Raw genomic sequence first — 25,760 nt, 5'->3', positions numbered from 1 at the left:
AACCACAATGATACTGACTCATTACTCCTTACTCCTTACTCATTACTCCTTACTCATTACTCCTACAACAGTTTTGTGGTCTACTCAACTGAAAAGCGCTGTAAAAGGGGAGGCTTTAAACCAGAATTATTTAATTATTAATTATTAATAATTAATAATTGGGTAAGTCCTGAAATAGTTTGATTGCTGTAATATTGCATAACCATTAAACGAGTTGAAATATAATAGTTTGAAAGTCCTATATGTATTTCCAGAAACTATGAAAACGGTTCGCTGTGGCCATGCCTTATCCCTATTAATACCTTTACTCGCAGCATTAGCAGCAACTCCTACTAAAGCACAACCCATAACCCCTGCTAATGATGCTACAGGTACAACTATCAATCAAAACGGCAACCAATTTAATATCCAAGGTGGCACTCGTAGTGGAGCGAATTTATTCCATAGCTTTGACCAATTCAACCTTAACTCCGGGGAAACTGCTAACTTCCTCACCACCCCAGACACTACCAATATTCTCGGTAGAATCACAGGTGGAAATGCTTCTTATGTTAACGGTCTCATTCAAGTTATCGGCAGTAACTCCAACCTCTTCCTGATGAACCCCGCAGGTATAATGTTCGGTCCAAACGCTACCCTCAACATACCCGCGTCATTCAGCGTTACTACTGCCACAGGTATTGGTTTTGACAACAATAATTTCTGGTTTAAAGCAATGGGCACAAACGACTACTCAAAATTAGTCGGAAATCCCAGTGGATATAGATTTAATGTCTCAACTCCGGGTGCTATAGTTAATGAAGCAAACTTAAGTTTAAACCCTGGAGAAAATCTAACTTTGTTGGGGGGGAGTGTTATTAATACTGGGGAACTCTCTGTTTCAGGCGGTAATATTACCATTGCATCAGTAGAAGGTGGTAGTACCCTGAGAATATCACAACCAGGACATTTATTAAGTTTAGATGTAGAGACCTTGCATGCAACATCCCTACAAGATGGGGAAGATACTAATATTACTGCTTTATCTTTACCAGAACTTTTAACAGGAGGCAATATAACTCACGCCTCATCTGTCACAGTTAATGCTGATGGTGATGTGGTGTTGACAGACTCAAATACCTTGATTGCTGATACTCCCGGTACAACTATAACTTCTGGAAGTATCAACGTTTCGATCCCCCCTAACCCCCCTTATGAAGGGGGGGATACTGGAAATATCCCCCTTGATAAGGGGGACGGAAGGGGGATCAGAGGCCAAATAAATGTCTTAGGCGATCGCGTAGCTCTCATTGATACAAATATCAATGCTGATGGTTTGAATGGAGGTGGAACTGTATTAATAGGAGGGGACTTTCAAGGTAATGGAATTGTTCCTAATTCTGAACATACTTTTGTTAATCAAAACTCAATTATTTCTGCCGATGCTATTACAAATGGAGATGGAGGAAGAGTAATAATTTGGTCGGATGAAATTACTAATTTTGGCGGAAATATTAGTGCGAAAGGAGGAGAGATTTCTGGTAATGGAGGGTTTGTTGAAGTTTCAGGAAAACAACAATTAATATTTGATGGAACTGTAGATGTTAGTGCAGCATTTGGAAATACAGGAACAATTTTATTAGACCCAGAAAATCTGACAGTTGGAGAATTAGAAAATACATTAGGGAACGAAGAAGGAAATAATTCTGAGATTGAGTTCACAGAGAATACTGAAAATTCAGAAACCGAAACAGCACAGAATAATTCCGAGGTTCAGCCAAACGAAAATTCTGATTCAGATACAACAGAAAATAATAATAATTCAGAAATAGAAATAGCAGATTCTACAAATACAGAAAATACAGACATTACCGATAATTCAGAAACAACAGAAACAGAAACACCAATAGACCCATTTGCTCAAGATGAAAATGCTGATGTGACAATTTCTGCTGAAAATATAGAAGATTTATCAGGAGAAATAATTCTCCAAGCAGACAATGATATAACAGTAAATGAAAAAATTGAAACTGACTCCAATGTAGAAATTAAAGCTGGTAGAAGTATTAATATAAATGCCGATATTGAGACATCAAGTGGCAATGGAAATATTACACTTTTTGGGAATGATAATAATGCCAATGTCGAAAATCGTAGGGAAGGTTTAGCATCCATAAATCAACAAGAAGGAACAACATTAAATGCCGGAAGTGGAACTATAGCAATTAGACTAGGAGCATTAGGAGAAATAGGAGACATAAATCTAGCTAATTTAACTACAGAAGGACGAATAATACTTAATGCCAATAGTGGTAATATTACTCAAGTTTCACCCAATAGTTTAATCACAGCAGAAAAAGCAATTTTAAGAACTCGTGGAGCAGGAGGAATTGGATTATCTGATGCTCCACTAAGATTTGATGTGAATAATTTAGAAGCACTTACAGGAAAAGGTGGAGTATTTATAGATTCAATTTCATCTCTAACTGTAGGTGGAGTAAATGGGCAACTAACCGGGATTTCTACTGGAGGTAGACGAGGCCGAATTCAATTAAATGTAGATGGAGATATTAATATTGAAGAAGGAATTGAATCAGCACATAATGTGAGGTTAACTGCCAGTGAAAGTGTAAATATTAATGCAGATATTAATACAGAAAATGGGGATGGAAATATTTTTATTGAAGGGAATAATGGAGAAGGTAAAGGAGATATTATTCAAGCAGAAGGAACAAATTTAGAGGCTGGCAGTGGCACGATTAGAATTGAGTTGGGAAATGTCGAGGAAATTGGAGATATTACTCTGGGGAATTTAACAACAACAGGTGGAGTTTTGGTTAATGCTAATGGTGGAAATATTGAGAGTGTTGATGAGAATTCCTTGATAAATGCGGGTAATATTGTGTTGGAAACTTCTGGGAATGGTGGAATAGGTTTATCTGATCTACCGTTGCGGTTGGATGTGGAAAAATTAGAGGCAGTGGCGGGAAGTGGAGGAGTATTTTTTGATGTATTGGGTGATGTGAATGTGGCAGGAATATCAACAGTTGATGGTGGAGATATTGAACTTTTGGCAGAGAATAAAATTACAGTTGTTGAAGAAATTTATACAAAGGTAAATGAAGGAGATGCAGGAGATGCAGGAGATATTAGTATTGAAAGTCGTAATGGTGGAATTGATACAAAAGAAAGTGAAATTAATGCTAGTTCCGAATTAGGAAATGGAGGTAGTATTACACTCACAGCAGAGAGAAATATTCAGACAAATAAAATAAATGCAGAAGCAACTGAAACAGGAGGTGATATTATTCTCAATGCAGGTAATTCAATTAATACTACCAAAGGACTAATTTCATCTTCTAGCAACAAAGAAGGTGGAAATATAGAAATAACTGCTGGAGAAAATATTCAGACAAGTTCTCTTCGGGCAGATGGTACAGAAACGGGAGGTAATATTATCCTTCATTCAGGTAATTCTCTTGATACGAACGGTTTAGTTTCATCTTCTAGCGATCAAAAAAGTGGAAATATCGAATTGACAGCAGGGGAAAATATTACCACTGAGTTAATATCATCAGTTTCATTTGGAACCTTCCCAGAAGATGAAGAAAATAATGCTAGGGGTGGTGATATTACTCTGAAAGCGGGAGGAATAATAGATACTACTAAAAATCAAATACAATCTGCTGCTTTTGACGGAGATGGAGGAAATATAACTCTCAAAGCAGAAGGAGATATTTTCACACAAAGACTCTTATCTTCTGTTGTTAGCGGAGATCATCAAGGTGGAAATATCACCTTGGAGTCCGGCAGAAATATTAATACAAGCAAAGGTAAGTTAGAATCAGTTTCACTATCTGAGAGGGGGGGGAATATTAGTTTAAAGGCAGCAGGCAACATTATTACAGGTAGTCTTTACTCTTATACTCCTTATGGAGAAAGAGGAGGAAATGTTACTATCAGTGCAGGAGGAATTATTGATAGTACTGGTGGTGCTATAGAGTCTTATAGTAATTTAAGTAATGGAGGAAATAGAGGAATTGGAGGAAATGTTTCTATCAATGCTACTGACTCAGTAATTACAGGTAATATTACTACATTTGGAGGAGAAAAAGGAGGAGAAATTGAAATTACCAGTTCTTCGGGTAGTATTGATACCAGTCCAGGTGGGTTAAACTCTTCTGCTGGAAAAGGAACTGGAGCTAATATCATTCTGAGTGCTGAAAGCAATATTTACACGGGCAATGTTAATTCATCTGGTATGGAAAAAGGAGGTGACATACAGTTAAGTAGTAACTCCGGTGACGTTAATACTAATGAAGGAGAACTAACAGCATTCTCAGAAAATGGTACAGATGGAAATATTTCTATCAATGCTTATGAAGGTAGTATTGAGGTAGGCGATCTTGATATTTCAACAAATATCACTATTGCTGATGGAACAGAAGAGGATATTAACGAAAACTCCAATAATATAGATGCAGAGGAAATTAACGACACAGAGGGAGAAGTTACTTTACAAGCACACAACGATATTACAATAAACGAACCTATTAACTCAGACAAAATCTCCAACCTAGAAATAAAAGCAGGCCGTAATATAAATATCAACGCTGACATAGATACTTCTGGAGCAAATGGCAATATTACCCTCAGTGCTAACGACAACAATGCAAATGCCAATTATCGGGAACCCGGTAAAGCTAATATTACAATGGCAGCAGATACAACATTAGATGCAGGGAGTGGAAATATTACAATACAAATGGGAACTCTCGGCGAATTTGGAGACATAACCTTGAGCAACCTCCGCACTGCTGGTACAGTTACAGTAGATACGCCAGGGGGAAACATTTTTAGAGCTAGCGATAATTCTTTAATCAAAGCAGAGAGCGTAATTTTTCAAACTCGTAACGATGGCGGAATAGGTTTATCTACACAACCAATTCGCCTAGAGGTAAATAAGCTAGAAGCAAGAGGAGGTAGTGGTGGCGCATTTTTCAACTCTCCTACTCAGGAAATATCTATAGGAGATGCTAGTGATGCTATTAGAGGAATTTTAACTTCTAGTGGAGGTGATGTAGAAATTAGTGCAGAAGGTGACATTACTGTAACTGAACCAATATCTACATTTACCAATAATGGAAAAGCAGGAAATATTACCCTCAATAGCAGTGGTATTATTGATACATCCAGTATTCAACTTATATCTCGCTCCTACGATGCAGCAGGTAATATCACTCTAAATGCTGAAAGCGATATTAAAACTGCAAATGTAGACTCCCGCTCTTTTGGTAGTGGTGATGCAGGAGATATTACTCTGGAAGCAGGAGGAAAAATTGATACAAGTGGGGGAACACTAGAGTCTAATTCTATGTTCAGTAATGGAGGAGATATTACCCTAGAAGCACAAGGAAATATCTATACAAGTGTCCTGTCTAGTGCTACAGGATTTCTAAGTGATGAGCCATCCAAAGCTGGAGATATCAATATTACCAGCATGGACGGTAACATCAACACAGAAACTATTTTCTCGAATGCTTTCAAGGGTGTGGGTGGTAATATTAATCTTAACTCTGCTGGCAATATTGAAATTTATAACATTGCCTCCTTCGGATCTCAACAAAGTGGTGATGTCAATATCCAAAGCAACAATGGCACTATTACTACCCGCAACATTCAAACCATCGCCGAAAATGGCACCAGTGGTAATATCCGCCTCAATACCTATAATTTCCAAGGCAATATTAATACTGCTGATATTCAGTCGGTAGGCGATCGCTCGTCTGGAGAGGTAGAAGTCATCGCCTCTGATGGTTCCATCACTACCGAAAATATAGAGTCTCTCTCCAACTCTGGCAACTCAGACGATATTACAGTTCAAGCTAAAGATGATGTGAACACTGATGAAATTAATTCTACTGGTGGAGAAAATAGTGGGGATATAGAAGTTAGTAGTGATGATGGGGAGGTCAATACAGGTAATATTGAATCTCATGGCGACTCAGGAGACTCAGGCAATATTGATGTTGATGCTGAAAATAATATCAATACAGAAAATATTAGTACCAGTGGCAATAATAATAGTGGGGATATAGAAGTTAGCAGCGATAATGGCAATGTCAATACAGGTAATATTGAATCTCGTGGCGACTCAGGAGACTCTGGTAATATTGATGTTGATGCCGAAAATAATATTAACACAGAAAATATTAGTACCTATGCCAATAATAATAGTGGGGATATAGAAGTTAATAGTAACAATGGTTCAATTTATACTCAGAATGTAGTAACTGAAGCCGAAACAGGAGATGCTGGGGATATTGATATTGCAGCCCAAGATAATATTAATACTGATAATATAGGTTCTTTTGGCGGTGATGATAGTGGTACTATTTCTGTTAGTAGTGACCAAGGTTCTGTCAATGCTAATAATATTGAAACAATTGCCGAAACAGGCAATTCTGGGGATATTAATGTAACAGCAAGAGAGGATATAAATACAGATAATATTACTTCTATTGGTGGTGAAGACAGTGGGAATATTTCTGTCACTAGCATTTTCGGTTCAGTTAATACAGAAAATATTATTAGTAAAGCTGAAACAGGTAGTGCTGGTAATATTGATATTAGTGCTAGAAATAATATTAATACAGGGAATATTACTTCCACTGGGCCTCAAGGAAGTGGCAATATTAATCTTACTACTAGAATTGGTGAGATTAGCACGGGTGAAATTTTGACAGATACTGGAATAGTTAATATTAATCAACCAAATAATAATATTAGTCTCCCAGCACCAAACAATCTATTTCCCATAGTTCCTCCTTTTCCCGTAGTTCCTCCTTTGAACACTTCAGCTATCAATGAAATTCCAGCCTCAATAATGATAGATCGGACTCCACAAATACCAACAAACTTGCCTTTACCACCAACTAAGAACTTAACTTTACCATCCACAACAACAACTAATAATCCAAGACAAACTAACAACTTTTTCTCCACAATTAATAGCAATCAAAATCCTAGTTCAATAACTGCTAATATATCTCCTAGTACAATAATTTCTAATCTACCCAACATTAATAATAATTTGAAATTAAATTCAGAAATTTATTCCACATATATCCGTAATACTAATCAATTTTTTCCATCAAATACCAGCAATATAAATATTCCTGAATCTATGCTAATCCATGACAAAATAGCTAAAACTATGATGTTATATAACTTTTTCAAAGATGACGAAGACATTATAAATTATCTTTATAACGAAAACATGATAAATTATCCTCAAATACTACTACAATCACAAATTTCATCCCGAACTTCATTGACAGTAGATATTACCAGACAAGAAATGATATCTGGTTTAGAAAAAAGCCGAATTGATGAATATTCAAGTTATTTTGGCGTTAATCTCGAACCACAATTATTATCCACAAAAAGTGCCAGAGACATTTTGGCAGAAATGGAACAACAAACTGGAAAAAAGTCAGCGGTTATCTATGTAAATGTTTACAATGACAAACTACAACTAATACTATTCACTGCCGATGGTCAATCTATTCTCAAAACTATTTATGAAGTTAATCGAGCTAAATTAAAAGAAATTGCTCTTCAATTTCATGTGAATATCATTGACCCCAGAAATCGAAATAGTCAGAGCTATTTACCATTAGCTCAAAAACTTTATAATTGGTTGATTTCTCCAATGGCATCTGAATTAGAAGCAGCTAATATTGATACATTATTATTGAGTATGGACAGTGGATTTCGTCTTTTACCTGTAGCCGCATTACACGATGGAAAACAATTTTTAATTGAGAAATATAATATCAGTTTAATTCCTAGTCTCAGTTTAATGAATAGTAACTATAATTCTTTAAAAAATACTCAAGTTTTAGCTATGGGAGCCAGCCAATTTTCTGATAAACCATCTCTACCAGCAGTACCAGTAGAACTTACTTCAATTACAGAAAATTTATGGCAAGGAGATACTTTCCTCAATGAAGAATTTACCAGGAAAAATCTGATTAATCAACGTCAAAATTATCCCTATCCAATTATTCACTTAGCCACCCATGCCGAATTCAAAAGTGGAGATGTGAGTAAATCTTATATTCAACTATGGGATGAGAAATTACAATTGGATAAAATACGAGAATTAGGATGGAATAATCCTGAAGTTGAACTGTTAGTATTATCTGCTTGTCGTACAGCAGTGGGAGACCAGAATGCTGAATTAGGTTTTGCTGGGTTAGCAATAGCAACTGGAGTTAAATCTGCTTTGGGTAGTTTTTGGTTAGTTAATGATGAGGCAACATTAGGGTTAATGACAGAATTTTACTCTCATTTGGGTAATGTGAAGATTAAAGCTGAAGCATTACGAGAAGCACAAGTAGCGATGTTAAGGGGAGAAGTTGCGATCGCAGACGGTAAGTTGAGGGGTTCCGGTAGTCCTGGTGAGGTAGCTTTGCCACCGGAATTAGCGAGTATTCAAAATAAGAATTTTGCTCATCCTTATTATTGGGCAGGCTTTACTATGGTTGGCAGTCCTTGGTAATAAATTATACAGAATTTTCCTGCTTGATCAAGTATGTATATTTGATGATTTTAGGGAGTAGGGAGTAGAGAACAGGCAAAAAATATTTATTCCGTTAGTTCTACTAAATTAACCTAGAATCTGCTTAGAAAGAGCAAGTTTATTTTCTGGAGAGGTCTAATTGACAAAAATGTAAGACTTAGGCAGTAGAACGTATTTTCCTCATTGCGACCTACAGAGAAGCCATCTCAAATCCTAGTTTTTCCTAACTCATGGGTAGTCCTGAAATAGTTTGATTGCTAAAACGAAATTGCATAACTGTTAAATTAGCTGAAATATAATAGTTGGAAAATCCTATGTGTATTTCCATAAACTATGAAAACGGTTCGCTGTGGCCATGCCCTATCCCTATTAATGCCTTTACTTGCAGCTTTGGCAGCAACTCCTACTAAAGCACAACCCATAACCCCCGCTAACAACACTACAGGTACAACTGTAAATCAAAACGGCAACGAATTTGAGATCCAAGGTGGCACTCGTAGTGGAGCAAATTTATTCCATAGCTTTGACCAATTTAACCTCAACTCTGGCCAAACTGCTAACTTCCTCACTACCCCAGATACTACCAATATTCTCGGTAGGGTAACAGGAGGAAATGCTTCTTATATTAACGGTCTGATTCAAGTTATCGGTGGTAACTCCAACCTCTTCCTAATGAACCCCGCAGGCATAATTTTGGGCCAAAATGCCAGCCTCAACATACCCGCTTCATTCAGCGTCACCACCGCTACAGGTATAGGTTTTGACAACAATAATTTCTGGTTTAAAGCGATCGGCACAAATGACTATTCAAAATTAGTTGGAAACCCCAGTGGATATAAATTTAACGTATCTAACCCAGGCGCTATAGTTAATGAAGCAAACTTAAGTTTAAATCCTGGAGAAAATCTCACTTTGTTGGGGGGGACTGTGATTAATACAGGGGAACTGTCCGCTTCAGGGGGTAATATTATCATTGCAGCAGTAGAAGGCGGTAGTACCCTGAGAATATCACAACCAGGACATTTATTAAGTTTAGATGTAGACTCTTCTGTAGTAAGTGGGGAAGATACTAATATTACCCCTTTATCTTTAGCAAAATTATTAACAAGTGGAGAAACAAGTGAAGCCACATCTGTCATAGTTAATACTGATGGTGATGTGGTATTGATAGACTCAAATACAATAATTGCTGATACGCCAGGAGATGTTATTACTTCAGGAAATATAGATGTATCAAATTCTGGAAATGTGGGAGGAGAAATAATTCTCCAAGCAGACAATGATATAACAGTTAATGAAAAAATCGAAACCGACTCCAATGTAGAAATTAAAGCCGGACGAAGTATTAATATAAATGCTGATATCGACACATCCGAAGGTAACGGAAATATTAGCTTATTTGGTAATGATAATAATGCCAATGTCGAAAATCGTAGGGAAGGTTTAGCATCCATAAATCAACAAGAAGGAACAACATTAAATGCCGGAAGTGGAACTATAGCAATTAGACTAGGAGCATTAGGAGAAATAGGAGACATAAATCTAGCTAATTTAACTACAGAAGGACGAATAATACTTAATGCCAATAGTGGTAATATTACTCAAGTTTCACCCAATAGTTTAATCACAGCAGAAAAAGCAATTTTAAGAACTCGTGGAGCAGGAGGAATTGGATTATCTGATGCTCCACTAAGATTTGATGTGAATAATTTAGAAGCACTTACAGGAAAAGGTGGAGTATTTATAGATTCAATTTCATCTCTAACTGTAGGTGGAGTAAATGGGCAACTAACCGGGATTTCTACTGGAGGTAGACGAGGCCGAATTCAATTAAATGTAGATGGAGATATTAATATTGAAGAAGGAATTGAATCAGCACATAATGTGAGGTTAACTGCCAGTGAAAGTGTAAATATTAATGCAGATATTAATACAGAAAATGGGGATGGAAATATTTTTATTGAAGGGAATAATGGAGAAGGTAAAGGAGATATTATTCAAGCAGAAGGAACAAATTTAGAGGCTGGCAGTGGCACGATTAGAATTGAGTTGGGAAATGTCGAGGAAATTGGAGATATTACTCTAGGCAATTTAACAACAACAGGTGAAGTTTTAGTTAATGCCAATGGTGGAAATATTGAGAGTGTTTCTGAGAATTCCTTGATAAATGCAGGTAGTATTTTGTTGGAGACTTCTGGTAGTGGAGGAATAGGTTTATCAGATTTACCGTTGCGGTTAGATGTAGAAAAATTAGAGGCAGTAGGGGGAAGTGGAGGAGTATTTTTTGATGTATTGGGTGATGTGGATGTGGCAGGAATTTCAACTTCTGATGGTGGAGATATTGAACTTTTGGCAGAGAATAAAATTACGGTAAGTGGGGATATTTCGACGGGAGTAAGTGAGGGAGATGGAGGAGATATTAATATTAGCAGCGCCAATGATGAAATTGATACGACAGAAGGTGAAATTAATGCTAGTTCTATTGAGGGAGATGGAGGAAATATTGAAATAAGTGCTGGAGGAGATATTAATACAGGTGAAATTACTGCTGCTGCGGGAGAAGTAGTTTCTACAACCAATTCTGATGGCACAACAAATTTTACAGCTAATGGTGGTAATGGCAATGGTGGTAACGTTAACCTAATGTCTGAAGGTGAAATTAATACCACAGGTGGTGAAATTAATACTTTTTCCTTAAATAGTGATGGAGGAGATGTCACTATTAATGCAACCGGGAAAATTCAGACAGGTAAAATTAGAAGTGCTTCCAGTTTCTTTTTAATAGATGAAAATGATAATGAAATTACAGTAGGAAGTGGCATAGGTGATGCAGGGAAGATTACCTTAGAAAGTAGTACAAGTGATATTGATACCACTGCCGATAATCTCTTATCTTTCTCCTTTGATGGCAGTGGTGGAGATATAGAAATCACTGCAGCAGGAGATATCACCACTGGTAATATTTCTACTGTAACTGGAGAAGTGAATGAAATTTTTAAAAGTGATGGTACCAGAGATACAGAAAGTCTGGGTGGTAGTGGTACAGGAGGTAGTATTACTTTAAATTCAGGAGGTGTGATTGATACAACTGCTGGTAACCTAAGTAGCATTTCCAGTAACAATATAGGTGGAGATGTATCCATGAGTGCAAAAGATGATATCCAAGTAGGTGAAATTTTTACTAGTTTTTTTCAAAGTAGTGTAAGGGGTGGCAATATTACCCTCCAAAGTGAAGGTGGTATTAATTCTCCTAATAGCTTTCTAATATCTGGTGCTGCTATTAATGGAGGAGATATAACAATAACTGCCACAGATGATATTCAGTTAGGAGAAATATTATCACTGTCTTCTGGGGATGTAGGAACAATTAATATTACTAGCGATGAAGGCGCTATTTCTACTACCTATATTTCCTCAAGTTCTTTTGTTGGTACAGGTGGTGATATCTCTATTCTAGCTGAAGGTAACATTCAGACTGGATTTACAAGCTCTTTCTCTCTTGGTGAGGAGAGTGGTGGAGATATTACAATTCGCAGTCGCAGTGGTAGCATTGACACTTCAGCAAATGATGTTACTACAGGAAATAGTTTTATTCCAAGCAGAGGAGGGGATATTTCTATCTCTGCAGATGGTGATATCATAACAGCCACTGTTTCTACCTCTGGTGCAAGTGAAGCAGGTAATATTACTCTGGAGAGTAGTAACGGTAATATCGATACTACCAATGGTATAATATTTGCCAATGCAGAAGAGGGTAATGGGGGAAATATATCTATAACAGCTTTGGGAAATATTAGCATTGCTGACACAAGCTCTTCCTCAGACAATGGTAATGGCGGAAATATTACGATTATCAGTAGTGATGGTTCTGTATTTACAACTGGAGGTGATATTTTTTCTTTTAGCCAGGAGACAGGAAAAGGTGGAAATATAGAAGTTATAGCTGATGGCAATATTAACAGCAAGGCTTTGATCGCCGATGGAGTTACAGAAGGAGGCGACATTAATCTCACGAGTGTAAATGGCTCAGTTGTTAATAGTAGCTCATTATCATCATCCTCAGAAAATGGTATTGGTGGAGATATTACTGTTAATTCCGAAGGCTTAATAATTTTATCGGGACTCCTAATTTCAACTGGCAATACTCAGGCAGGCAATATTAACTTAACTAGCAACTCCTCAGATGTAGATACCAGCGGAGCATTCGTAAGCATAACTTCTGAAAATGGTACAGACGGCAACCTAAATATTACTGCAAATGCAGGTAGTATTGAAATTGGAGAAATTAGTGGTTCGAGAAATATCGCTATTGAAGATGGTGGAGAAGATGATGGGTTTAGCAATAACCCCGATGCCAATATTACCTCTGATGCAGATCAAGTTAATCAAAAAAGTGGAGAAGTAAGTCTACAAGCTCACAATGATATTACTATTAACGAACCTATTGAGAGCGAAGATATTTCTAACCTAGAATTAAGAGCGGGAAGGAATATTAATCTTAACGCTGACATTGATACCTCCAACAGCAACGGCAATATTACTCTCCGTGCCAACGATCAAGGTGCAGATTTGCAATATCGGGATGAGGGAAGCGGAAACATAACTATGGCAGCAGACACAACTATAAATGCAGGTAGTGGAGATATATCAATTTCAATAGGCAAGCTTGCCGAAATAGGAGATATTACCCTCAGTAATCTTTTAACCACAGGAAATGTCGCAGTTGATGCCAATGGTGGCAATATTTTTCGCAGTTCAGAAAATTCTCTAATTACATCTGCTAATGCTGTTTTTCAAACTGAGGCGACAGGTTCCATTGGTGTAGTTACAGAGCCACTTAATCTGAGTGTGGAAAATTTAGAAGCAAGGAGTGGCAGTGGTGGAGCATTTTTCAATTCACCCACCCAAGGAATTAATATTGGTAATGCCAGTAATACCCTCATCGGAATTTCTAATCTAGATGGTGGTGAAATAGAAGTTACAGCTCAGGGAGATATTACTGTTACGGAATCTTTATTTACTGGATTTGTTGATGCTAAAGCAGGTGACATAACACTCAATAGTATAGAAGGTGGCATTGATACAACGAATGCTACTCTCAACTCTTCATCTACTCAAGGCGAAGGAGGCAGTATTTCCTTAACAGCTATGGGCAACATTAACGCAGCTAATCTTAGTAGCTTTTCATTGTTGGGTGATGCAGGTGCTATAAATATTACCAGTATTAACGGCTTCATTGATACTACCAGTGGTGTAATTACATCTGATTCTTCTTCTGGTAATGCTGCAACTGTGAATTTATCTGCCTTTGGAGATATTAATACAGCAAAAATTGACTCATTTTCTGTACAGGGTGATGGTGGTAAAATCACTATGAATAGTAGCAGTGGTTCCATTCATACTAATGGTGTTCTGAATTCTACATCTGATCTGGGAAATGGGGGAGATATTGTGCTGAACGCAGAAGGGGATATAGAAATTTCAAAAATTGAAACTCTTTCAGGCTCTGGCAATGGAGGAAATATTGAGATTAACAGTAATACTGGCATCATCAATACTAACGGTAATGTATTATGGACTTTCTCTATTATTGATGGAGAGCAAGGAAATGGTGGAAATGTTTCTCTTAGCGCTGATGGAGATATTTACACAGGTCTAATCCTGACAGGTACAAATGGCACTGGTGTAGGAGGAGATATTAGCATTACATCTCGCAATGGTAGTATTGATACAACAGTAGATACTACTGATTTGGGAATATCATCTGAAGCAGATGTGACTTCAGAAGAGGTAACAACTGTATTTAGTGAAGGAAATAGTATAAATAATCCTAATCTTCTAAATAATCCTAATCTTCATTCCTATTCTATTGAAGGTACTGGTGGCGATATTACTCTGACTGCAAAGGGTAATATTACTACACACGAAATTAGTTCTTTTGGGGGAAACACAAGCGGTAATGTTAATATCTCTAGTACCGAAGGCAATATCAATACAAACGTTATCTTCTCTACAGGGGAAAACGAACTTGGTGGAAATGTTTTCATCCAAACCAACAACGAAGGTAATATCAATATCAACCATATAGCTACATATTCGACTAATGGTACGGGTGGTGAAATTATCCTTGACTCTGGTGGGAACGTCACCATCAATAATATTGCATCTTTTGGCCCTCAAGAAAGTGGAGACGTGCGCATCAGTAGTAATATTAATGAAATTCAAACCAGAAATATCACTACCCAAGCTGACGGTGGACCTAGTGGTGATATTGTTGTCAATGGTACGGACGTTGCCACGGGAAATGTGAGTTCATTAGGCAGTGTTAGTGCAGGTGTTATTCAAATTGAAGCTACTGATGGCTCTATCCGCACAGAGAATATTGAGTCTAGTTCGGAGCAAGGTACAGCAGGCGGTATTGACTTGGATGCAAGTGATGATATTGATACTGGTTCTCAGACTGTTGATGCTGGCGAGGGTGATGCCAATATTGATAATACTGCTGGTGATGATATTTCCGCAACCGAGCAAAATAGTAACGCTGATGAAGGAGATGCCAATATTGATGTTGATGCTGGTGGGGATGTAGATATTGACGAGCAAACTTCTACTACTAATGAAGGAGATGCCAATATTGACGTTGATGCGGGTGGAGATGTAGATATTAACGAGCAAACTTCTACTACTAATGAAGGAGATGCCAATATTGACGTTGATGCTATGAGTAATATATTTGTGGGAGACCAAACTACAACTACTGAAGACGGTAACGCTACAATTGAAAATAATGCTGGAGATAATCTGACTACAGAAGACCAAACTACGACTACGGAAAATGGTGATGCTACAATTGATAATAATGCCGGAAATAATATTACTACAGAAGACCAAACTGCTACTACGGAAAATGGTGATGCTACAATTGATAATAATGCCGGAAATAATATTACTACAGGAGACCAAACTGCTATTACTAATGTAGGAGACGCTACAATTGATAATAATGCCGGAAATAATATTACTACAGGAGACCAAACTGCTATTACTAATGTAGGAGACGCTACAATTGATAATAATGCCGGAAATAATATTACTACAGGAGACCAAACTGCTATTACTAATGTAGGAGACGCTACAATTGATAATAATGCCGGAAATAATATTACTACAGGAGACCAAACTGCTATTACTAATGTAGGAGACGCTACAATTGATAATAATGCCGGAAATAATATTACTACAGGAGACCAAACTGCTATTACTAATGATGGAATTAGTACCATTGAAAATAATGCACCAGGCACTATTACTATAGGAGACCAAACTCAAATTGGCAACAATATTTTACCAGATAATAACCCAGTTAATAACACTCCCAATAATTCTACATCACCAGAAATTACTAATTCTATCCCTGCTGTAAATAATAACAATCCTCAAATAATAACTTCTAATCCTGCTACTTTAATAGCCCCCAATAATCCCTCAACCAATAATCCATCACCGATCGACAATAATCTAAATCAAACTATTACAAATAATCCAGTTTCGACAATAATCAATTCAGGGAATAATACTTCTGTAATCCAGCAGCAGGGAGATAATTTTTCCACTATAATTCCGACAAATACTCCTCCCACACCAAATAATTCAAGGAATAATATTTCGGAAAAAATGGTCAATAATAGTGAAATTATTTCCGAGATGAATGCACAGCTTAATAATCCTAATAACCCCACTCAAGATAACAGCGAACTACCAGGTATACCAATTACAAATACTAACCAAATTCAACAATTTTTAACTAATACTAACCCTCTGACTATTGCTACTAATGAGGTTTCCGGAATCATCTCTTTACTTGAAAAAAACCGCGTTGATGAATTTTCTAATTATTTCGGTGAAAATTTAGACCACAAGTTAATCTCCACAAAAGGTGTGCGAGAATTACTGTCTAAAATGCACAGCCAAACAGGAAAAAAACCAGGGGTTATCTATTTTACTGCCTATCAAGAACAATTACAATTAGTTCTCTTTACCGAAACTGGCGAACCAATTCTCAAAACAATTTCTGGAGTCGGTCGCAAAAAAATTAGAGATATCGCTATGATATTTTCTGGAGAAATTACTGACTTGAGAAATCGAAATACTACCAGTTATTTACCATTCGCACAAAAACTATACAACTGGTTAATTGCACCGATTTCTGAAGAATTAGAAGCAACCAATATTGATACATTATTATTTAGTATGGATAGTGGATTGCGCCTATTACCTCTGGCTGCTTTACACGACGGTCAACAATTTCTGATTGAGAAATATAGTATTAGTTTGATTCCCAGTGTGAGTTTAATGGATAGTCGTTATAACTCTGTTCATAATACAACTTTATTAGGCATGGGAGCCAGCCAATTTAATGACCAACCTCCTTTACCTGCTGTACCCATAGAATTACAAACTATTTCTCATAAATTATGGCAGGGTAATATGTTCCTCAATGAAGAATTTACTCGAAATAATCTGATTAATCAAATGCAAAAACGTTTATATCCAATTGTTCATTTGGCTACTCATGCTGAATTTAAACCTGGAAATGCAAGTGATTCACATATTCATTTATGGGATGATAAATTAGGTTTAGATGAAATCCGAAAATTAAGATGGAATAGTGAAGTTGCAGAATTATTGGTATTATCTGCTTGTCGTACAGCGGTGGGAGACCGTAACGCTGAATTGGGTTTTGCTGGGTTAGCAATAGCAACAGGAGTCAAATCAGCTATGGGTAGTTTTTGGTTTGTTAATGATGAGGCGACATTAGGGTTAATGACAGAATTTTACTCTCATTTAGGTAATGTGAAGATTAAAGCAGAAGCATTACGAGAAGCACAAGTAGCAATGTTGAGGGGAGAAGTTATGATAGAAGACGGTATGTTAAGGGGTTTGGGTAGTCGTGGTGAAGTAGCTTTGCCGCCAGAATTAGCTGATATTAAAGACAAAAAATTCTCCCATCCTTATTATTGGGCAGGCTTTACTATGGTTGGTAGCCCTTGGTAATAAATTATATCAAAGCGGAAGAGGGGGGAGAGGGGGAAGCTTACAACCCACATTCCGCACGTCAAGTTGTAACATTAAAAGTAGTATAAAAAAAAACTGTAGGTTTGTAGGTATTTATACTATATAGCTCCTGCATTTGACCTTTCTGAGGAGTCAGACGAGCGGGAAAATATTAAGCATAAATACTCAATTACTTACTCCTCTTGACGACTATAATTATCTCCTGTCTCCCCCTCCTGGAAGGGGCGGGGGTGGGTTGGGTTAGGGGTTGGTTGTCTCCTGTCTCCTATTTTTGATACTACATTTTGTCGTGTGGAATGTAAGTTACAAAGGTAGGTTTTTTAGCTGATGGTGGTGCATAGTAATGATATAGGAAGTGTGGGAGGTGTGGGCAGTGTGGGAAGTGGGGTAAGGGTATAAAACTTGCTCTTTTTTAGTTCATTTATGCTTTAAAGCTTCCCACAAGACTCCAACTTTAAAACTTCTTACCCACTTCTTACAGAGGAATTAATTCAGAAAAATTTACTAATAATTGTTCATTATCCAATTCATCTCCTAAACGTGCTGGAGAAAAATGTATTTGAATACCCCGAAGTTTTTCTTGATAATGTAAATTAATTAAAGCTTTTAATGCCTGAGTCATTGCCCCTATACTCGCCAGATCAGTTTCAATATCTGGCACTTCTCCCTCAAAAGCAACTGTTATCATTACCACTAAATTACCAGTGGGAGGCAAAGTTAACGGTTCGTTATCTTCTCCATAGTCGTCATTTTCCCCTGAACTTAGGTAACGTTGGGCAGAGTCTGTAAACAGTTCATCAAAAAAGTCTCCTGCTTCTCCCTCATTCCAAATAACATCTCCCTCATTTGCAGCAGACTGCCAATAGATATTATATTGTAGGAGACTTTGACACACCTCAACCAGTCTTTCCCCCACTACTTCCAAGTCACCTTCTGATGCAACCGCTTCCCTAACAGATCGATTCAAAACACCCAATAAAGGCGTTACCTCCGAACCAGCTAAGTGAATGAATAAACGAGAGACAACAAATCTCGTTTTACCTGTAAATTTTTTGAAGCTATCTTGCAAACCCATAATTTTACCTGCTAATTAATTAAGTCAAAAATCAAAAGTCAAAAGTAAGAAATTCAGGACTAAAGCCATGGGAACCGAGAAACCGGGTTTTTTCGTCAATATTTATTGTTAAAAATAACGATTTATCCTAAAAACCCGGTTTCTTTGCATAAGTCCTCAAATTGATTATTTCTACACAGTAATTTATTTGACTTTCAGTTTTATATCATCTGTCTTGCAGCGCTAAAGTACAACTACAAGCTACTAATTTTGACTTCTGAATTCTGAAATTTTGACTTCTGACTTTATCAACTACCTCCAAGATACCAAGCAGCGCTAAAGCGCAACTACGAGCTAATAATTTTTACTTCTCAATTCTTAATTCTCAATTCTCAATTCTCAATTCTAAGAACGTTTCCTCATAGATTCTGCACGTCTTTTCGCAGTATCATTTTTTGAGTCATATTTCAGTGCTGACTCATAAGCTTCTAACGCTTGGGCAGTTAATTTTTTCTTCTCATAAGCATGACCCAAATTATTGTAAGCTGTTACATAATTAGGAGCTATTTTTAATGCTTCTTTATACTGCCTAATTGAAATATCATACTGATCTTGCACGAAGTAAGCAAAACCAAGAGCATTATAAATTTTCGGAAAATCTTCTACATTCTCTTCATCTTTTAATCTCAGAGCTTTTTGAAATAATTCAACTGCTTGAACATACAACTTTTTTTCTAAATATATACTAGCAAGCTGATAATATTCATCTACTGTTCCCTGTTCTTTTGTCAGTTTATCTTTCAACTTAGAAAGCTGACTTTCTGTTTTCCTTGTCTTCGTAATCTGACGGATAATAAATATAGCTGTTATAGACAATAATATTAGCAGTATTAATAAGTATAAAACTGGTAGAGTGCTATCCATAATCTTTACCCAGGATTAATTTTAATTTTAGCTAGTGGTGCATTTTCATTAATTAATATTGATAATGAATAATGGATAATGAAAACTATCTCTAATTATCAATTACAGCCGATTCCAATAGACAATATGCCTGTGCGACAAAGGTTTTTATTTCGTTGTACCTTACATACCTGGAATTTGCTGTATCTATTAATCACCTTTAGGGATTAATTATTAATTATCAATTATCCATTATCAATTATCAATTATCCATTATCCATTATCCTTTAGCTTTACCTGCCAACTCCACAACTTTTGCAAAAGTTTCAGGGTCTAAAACTGCTAATTGTGCTAACATTTTACGATTAATTTCAATATTGGCTTTTTTCATATTGCCAATTAATTGACTATAGCTCATACCTTGTTGACGAGCTGCTGCATTGATCCGGGTAATCCACAAACGACGAAAATCCCGTTTCCGTTTCCGGCGATCGCGATAGGCATTTCGTAACGCCTGCATTACTCGTTGGTTAGCAACTTTAAATAGTCTAGATTGTGCCCCTCTAAATCCTTTAGCTAGTTTAAGAATTTTGTTACGGCGTTTACGGGCAACATTACCTCTTTTGACTCTCGGCATAATTTTTCTCCTAACCTAAAATTTTATAAATAAGGAAGCATTAGACGTACATTTTCTTCATTACTCTCATGGACAAGAGCCATTTTCGACATATCGTTCTTGCGAGTTGAGCTTTTATGTTCCAAAAGATGACTTTTGAAGGCTTTACGGCGTTTAATTTTGCCACTGCCTGTGGCTTTAAAGCGTCTTGCTGCTGATTTGCGAGTTTTTAGTTTTGGCATGGACTTACACTAATTTTACACACAAGCTTTTATAATATCATAAATTTTGTTAAAATCAAATACCCGTATTTAGAAGTCAGAAGTCAGAAGTCAGAAGTCAGAAGTTAAATTCTTCTTGTGACTATATTTCTGAACTCAGAAGTCAAAAGATTTTTTTTCTTTTTTATCCTGGATAAGGAGAGACTTTAAACCTTATTTAAACCTTAATTTTTTGGTAAGGAATAAGGAAAAAAATATAAAATTTTATCGCTCAATCAAATCAATAACTTTATAGAAAAAACAAATATTTATCACGCTTGGTATTAAAGGGAATATATGATAAACAGGACTTATGCAAAGAAACAGGTTGTTTAGGATAAATCGTTGTTTTTAACAATTAACATTGACAAAAAAAACCGGTTTATGGGTTCGCTTGCTTAAGTCCCGATCAAAACAATTAGGTGAGAAAACTTCATCCTTTACTTTCTTGATTGGCGAAGTTTTTTGACCAAAATACAATAAAATTATGGTAAGGGTAATGATACTAAATGTATAGTCTTTCTAGTAAAATTGAGGCAATTTTATATCTCAAGGGACAACCTCTCTCAATTTCTGAAATTGCTGAGATTGCCAAGTGCGAGCGTGGCCAAGTCAAAGATGCTTTAATCGAATTAATGTCAGAATATGCCCATCGACATACTGCTTTAGAAGTTGTCGAAACAGAAAAAGGCTATAGTCTTCAACTCAAACCAACTTTTACTGAGTTGATAGAAAGTCTGATTCAACCCGAATTAGGAGTAGGCGCTCTGAGGACTTTAGCAGCGATCGCTCTGAAGGGAGGTATTACCCAATCAGAATTAGTAGATATTCGTGGTTCAGGAGTTTATCAGCACGTTCCTGAACTGGTAAGTTTAGGCTTTATCCGTAAACGTCGTCAAAAGGAATCTCGTTCTTATTGGTTACAAGTTACAGATAAGTTCCATCAATATTTCCAACTCGATCAACTGCCTCAACAATTATCACTGGATCTGCTTTCTCTATCTAATAGTAATGAAAATGAAGAAGAATAATCTAATCGCACTCTTATTCATCAATTCTTTCTCCCTACTCCCTACTCCCTATTTAACAGATTAATGCTTAAAAAAGAATTAAGAAGCTCATTATTAAAAAAACGTCGATCTATGCCTGAGACGGAATGGAGAGAAAAGAGCGATTGCCTGTGTCGTAACTTACAAAATTTCTCCCTATTCCAAACAGCTAAAACTGTTTTAGCTTATTTTAGTTTTCGTCAGGAACCAGACCTGAGTTTATTGTTTACAAATGAAGACGAAAAAACAACATTTTCTCCTAAAATTTGGGGTTTTCCCAGGTGTGTAGAAAAGTCTCTATTTTGGCATATTTGGCAACCAGGAAATTCTCTACAAAAAGGTGCTTATGGTATTCTAGAACCAGAGTTAAATTCACCGTTATTAGAGTCATCAGAAGTAGATTTAATTTTAGTTCCGGCTGTTGCTTGTAATATTAATAATTATCGTTTAGGTTATGGTGGCGGTTTTTATGACCGGATGCTAAGTAACCAAGAATGGGCATCAAAACCTACTATTGGGATTGTATTTGAATTTGCTTATTTACAAGATTTACCTATAGATTCCTGGGATAAACCTCTTGATTTTGTTTGTACAGAAAATGGTATTAAGTAGCATTCAGTTATCAGTTATCAGTTATCAGCTTTGATATAGCCATAAGAAATTATTTGTGAAAAAAACCTAACCCCCCAACCCCCTTCCCTGTGGGGGAAGGGGGAATAATACCCCCCTCTCCTTGCAGGAGAGGGGTTGGGGGAGAGGTCTTCTACCACTTTGAAAAAAGAATGCTACGAAAAGGTAGCTCTTGATCGGATGTGCTGAAAAATAGTGGCTCCAATTGATTTTAGGTAGTTATATCTATTTTTTTCCTGTTTTTTTCAATATTTACCCCTTCCTCCTTCTTGCTTCTTGCTTCTTCCTTAGTTCTACCATTTGTAACAAACATTTATAAAAGTAGTATTATATGAAAAAATTTCCCTTATTTCTTTTGTCTTTTTTCTTATTTGTTACTCCTAGTTTAGGAATTCAGACAAAAGATGGTACAGTTTATTTTGCCCAACCGCCTCGTCTAGTTAAAGCAGTTACTACCCGAAGCGACACTTATGTTTGGGGCGCTACCTATTACTTTACTCTCAACTTATTGCCTGATGCTGGAGTAGCACTAAAACAGGTGACAATTCGCAAAACGGAAGGTCCTGACAATATTCGATATAATCCAAAGAAAGTAATTGCTTTTGAAGGAACCCATCGGGATAAAGGTCAAGAGTTAATAGTTGAGGAAGTAGCGATTGATAAAAAAACTAACACCATCTCAGTAATTCTCAATCCTCCAGTACCTCCAGGTAAAACTTTTACAATTGGTTTGCGTCCAGTGCGGACTCCTAGATATGGGGGAATATATTTATTTGGAGTGACTGCTTTTCCTGTAGGAGAAAAACCCTATGGTTATTTTCTTGGTTATGGTAGACTTCATTTTTATGATGGTTCGGATAGTTATGATTAGAAAATAAAGAGATAAGATACAGGACTCGGGAGTCAGTAACACAGCAAAATTCTTTCTAAGGTGCGTCATCCTGCACTTTTTTCCACTAGTGCAGGATGACGGAAATAAGTGACCAGTGACAAAATACTCAAAGCCTTACCAATCAAAACTTCTGAATTCTGACTTCTAAATTCTGACTTCCGCGTAGCGGTACTAGCAAACTATACTCTCATGCTTTCAAACCCTCAACAACGCCCATGAGACCTGAAGACGGAAACCATGTCTTCATATATTTCCAACCTGCTCTTTCCAGCAAATCTGCATACTCCTCCTGAGTTCGTTCTCGTCCCGTTCCCCAACACATCATATGAATGTCAAATAATTTGGCAAAGTGGGGTGTACTTGAGTCTGGTATGATGTGTTCGGCGATAAATACCCGGCCTCCTGACGGTGCTGCCTTTCTCTGGTAATCCAGGATCTGAACACATTCCTCATCATTCCAATCATGCAGAATCATCTTCATAATGTAAGCGTCAGCACTGGGGACAGCTTTGAACATATCTCCAGCTAAATACTGACACCGTTTCTCTACTCCTAGTTTTGCTGCCCACAACTTTGTATCATCCGTGATGACGCTTTCTAGTTCCAGAACCGTTCCCTTAAGATGAGGATATTTGGCTAAAAAGCTGCATAACATATACCCATGACCACCACCAACGTCGCAAATGTGACCAATCTGAGAAAAATCGTATGCTTGAAGAGCATCAAGCACCCATGCTGACTGAATAGTTGAGAAACTGCTCATTGCTTCATCAAACACTTCAGCATAGCTACCATCCCGAAGAGCATACTCAAAGGCACTATCTCCAAACTCCCGTACAAAAGCATTTTGTTTTCCGTCTTGAACCATGGCGGGCAAATGTTTCCACAAGGCATAGTGATGGGGACCTTCTTCAAGCAAAGTAATCCCCCGTAGACTTTCAGGATGGTCTGTTCTTAGGAGTTGCCCTGCCTCTGTTAGTGAGAATGTGCGTTCTGCGCTCTCATTTAGTAGTTCAAGAGACCCAAGAGCTCTTAGAAGTCGATATGTCAGTTTTGGATCGAGTCCGAGTTCTTCAGCGATTACGGTTGCCTTTTTGGGGTTGTTTTGCAGCGCATCGAAGATACCTAATCTCACACCAGCGTAGAGAATCTGACTACGCCATCTGCCAAAAATCAAATCCATTATTTTTCCTTGTGTTTCACTCATATCAAAGCTCCTTATGTTATTCCAATAATCCAGCTAGAAATAGTTTACAGCTTAAAGTTATAGCAGTACAAAAAATGGTTAGGACAATACACTTATGTTTCAGGGAACAGTGAACAGAGGAAAGTCCTAACCTTAATGCGTAGAGCTATATCAATAGGTCTTGTTAAAATTGATTGTTTTTTGTTAAAATCTGTTAGTTTTAGTTATTAAAAAACTTTATCTTGGTCAAGTGACAAAATGGATGATATAGAAAAATGAAAGCAGTTATTTTATTATCAGGGGGATTAGATTCCTCAACGGTTTTGTATCAAGCAAAGGCAGATGGTTGTCAATGTTATGCTATTTCTTTTGATTACCAACAACGTCACCTTCGAGAATTAGAGTCAGCTAAAAAAATTGCTGAGAGTCTGGGTGTTATAGAACATCATGTTGTTAGTTTCGACTTGAGATTATGGGGAGGTTCGGCATTAACTGATAATCAAATTGATTTACCTAGCGATCGCTCGGTTGAGGAAATGTCACAAAATATTCCTATTACTTATGTTCCGGCGCGGAATACTATTTTTCTGAGTTTTGCTCTTGCTTATGCTGAGGTTGTGAATGCGAGTCGGGTTTATATTGGGGTGAATGCTTTAGACTATTCTGGTTATCCTGACTGTCGCCCTGATTATATTCAAGCAATGCAAGAGGTGTTTCGACTGGGAACTAAACAGGGGAGAGAGGGAGAAGCGATCGCTATTGTTGCCCCACTTATTGACATGAAAAAAACAGAGATTATTGAATTAGGGAATAGTTTAGGAGTGCCTTGGGAAAAAACTTGGTCTTGTTATGCGGGTGGAGAGAAACCTTGTGGTGTATGTGATTCTTGTCGGTTGCGGTTGGCTGCTTTTGAGGAATTGGGGTTAGTAGATCCGGTGATGATAATGGATAATGGATAATTGATAATTGATAATTAGGTTCAGTAGGGTGCGTTTTGCTGCGTAACATGAAAATGAAATGTAACGCACCGCCTATCCCAAATATTTCGGTGCGTTACGCTTTCCTGCGGAATGCTGCGCAAACGCTAACACACCCTACTGGAGCTAGCAAAATTGTAGGGTGCGTTAGACGGCTTAAATTCAAACTATGAAAGGGATTGAGGAAGCCGTCGTAACGCACCATTTTAGATGTGTCAGTCCACTACTGCATCTATTCTCAAAATGTCAACTATTAGAGGTTGTTATGAATTTAAAATTAGTTAAATTCCTAGCAGAAATCATTAACAACTTAACCCCAGAAGAAAAAGAGGTTTTGGGAACAATGATTAATTTAGTTCAAGATAATAACCAACCTGAAAATCAGTCTTGGCATGAGTTTATTGAAAACACTTATGGCAGTATTCAAGATGAAACTTTTTTCAGACATTCTCAAGGTAATTTTGAGCAGAGAGAATTATTTGAATGATTTATTTATTACAGGACTTACGCAAAGACACTATATATAGCGTATGCCAAATAGAGCGATGTAGC

At 37.0% G+C, this 25,760-nt stretch carries 12 protein-coding genes; 7 read left to right on the top strand and 5 right to left on the bottom strand.

Annotated elements, in window-relative coordinates:
- Positions 1-259: 259 nt before the first annotated feature.
- The gene (locus ACP6PL_RS20225; RefSeq protein WP_426547072.1) at positions 260-8,545 is read left to right on the top strand and encodes a CHAT domain-containing protein; all 8,286 of its coding nucleotides are present in this window, start codon (positions 260-262) and stop codon (positions 8,543-8,545) included.
- 354 nt (positions 8,546-8,899) lie between these two features.
- Positions 8,900-17,620, top strand: a complete 8,721-nt coding sequence (locus tag ACP6PL_RS20220; RefSeq protein WP_426547071.1) for a CHAT domain-containing protein — start codon at positions 8,900-8,902, stop codon at positions 17,618-17,620.
- Between the two features lie 496 nt (positions 17,621-18,116).
- Here ACP6PL_RS20220 and ACP6PL_RS20215 read toward each other — a convergent pair whose 3' ends face one another.
- From ACP6PL_RS20215 to rpmI, 4 genes are all read right to left on the bottom strand, one after another.
- Positions 18,117-18,719: a DUF1517 domain-containing protein gene (locus ACP6PL_RS20215; RefSeq protein WP_426547073.1), complete on the bottom strand. Its 603-nt coding sequence runs from the start codon at positions 18,717-18,719 to the stop codon at positions 18,117-18,119.
- A gap of 381 nt (positions 18,720-19,100) precedes the next feature.
- Positions 19,101-19,619 carry a tetratricopeptide repeat protein gene (locus ACP6PL_RS20210; RefSeq protein WP_426547070.1) on the bottom strand — a complete coding sequence of 173 codons (519 nt, stop codon included), beginning with the start codon at positions 19,617-19,619 and terminating at the stop codon, positions 19,101-19,103.
- A gap of 259 nt (positions 19,620-19,878) precedes the next feature.
- On the bottom strand, positions 19,879-20,235 hold the full coding sequence (gene rplT / locus ACP6PL_RS20205) for a 50S ribosomal protein L20 (RefSeq protein WP_426547069.1): 357 nt from the start codon (positions 20,233-20,235) through the stop codon (positions 19,879-19,881).
- A gap of 23 nt (positions 20,236-20,258) precedes the next feature.
- Positions 20,259-20,456: a 50S ribosomal protein L35 gene (rpmI, locus tag ACP6PL_RS20200; RefSeq protein ID WP_426547068.1), complete on the bottom strand. Its 198-nt coding sequence runs from the start codon at positions 20,454-20,456 to the stop codon at positions 20,259-20,261.
- Between the two features lie 527 nt (positions 20,457-20,983).
- On the opposite strand from rpmI, the gene scpB reads away from it, so the two are divergent.
- The 3 genes from scpB to ACP6PL_RS20185 all read left to right on the top strand — a co-directional run bounded on the left by scpB (position 20,984) and on the right by ACP6PL_RS20185 (position 23,024).
- Complete coding sequence (gene scpB / locus ACP6PL_RS20195; protein ID WP_426547067.1) at positions 20,984-21,505, top strand: SMC-Scp complex subunit ScpB; 522 nt, start codon at positions 20,984-20,986, stop codon at positions 21,503-21,505.
- A gap of 63 nt (positions 21,506-21,568) precedes the next feature.
- Positions 21,569-22,135, top strand: coding sequence for a 5-formyltetrahydrofolate cyclo-ligase (locus ACP6PL_RS20190; protein ID WP_426547066.1), 567 nt, complete (start codon positions 21,569-21,571; stop codon positions 22,133-22,135).
- Positions 22,136-22,484: 349 nt separating this feature from the next.
- Complete coding sequence (locus ACP6PL_RS20185) at positions 22,485-23,024, top strand: DUF2808 domain-containing protein (protein ID WP_426547065.1); 540 nt, start codon at positions 22,485-22,487, stop codon at positions 23,022-23,024.
- Positions 23,025-23,232: 208 nt separating this feature from the next.
- Here ACP6PL_RS20185 and ACP6PL_RS20180 read toward each other — a convergent pair whose 3' ends face one another.
- Positions 23,233-24,228 (bottom strand): methyltransferase, encoded by a 996-nt coding sequence (locus ACP6PL_RS20180; protein ID WP_473965216.1) that lies wholly within the window; start codon positions 24,226-24,228, stop codon positions 23,233-23,235.
- A gap of 278 nt (positions 24,229-24,506) precedes the next feature.
- Between ACP6PL_RS20180 and queC the strand changes: the two genes are divergently transcribed.
- Positions 24,507-25,190, top strand: a complete 684-nt coding sequence (gene queC / locus ACP6PL_RS20175) for a 7-cyano-7-deazaguanine synthase QueC (protein ID WP_426547063.1) — start codon at positions 24,507-24,509, stop codon at positions 25,188-25,190.
- A 283-nt stretch (positions 25,191-25,473) separates the two neighbouring features.
- Entirely contained in the window at positions 25,474-25,695 is a 222-nt protein-coding gene (locus tag ACP6PL_RS20170; RefSeq protein ID WP_426547062.1) for a hypothetical protein, read from the top strand.
- Positions 25,696-25,760 lie beyond the last annotated feature (65 nt).

The sequence above is a fragment of the Dapis purpurea BLCC-M126 genome (genome assembly GCF_050015975.1).
GTDB lineage: Bacteria > Cyanobacteriota > Cyanobacteriia > Cyanobacteriales > Microcoleaceae > Trichodesmium.
The sequence above is the reverse complement of the archived record's forward strand: the minus strand, read 5'-3'. Positions and strand labels throughout refer to the sequence as shown.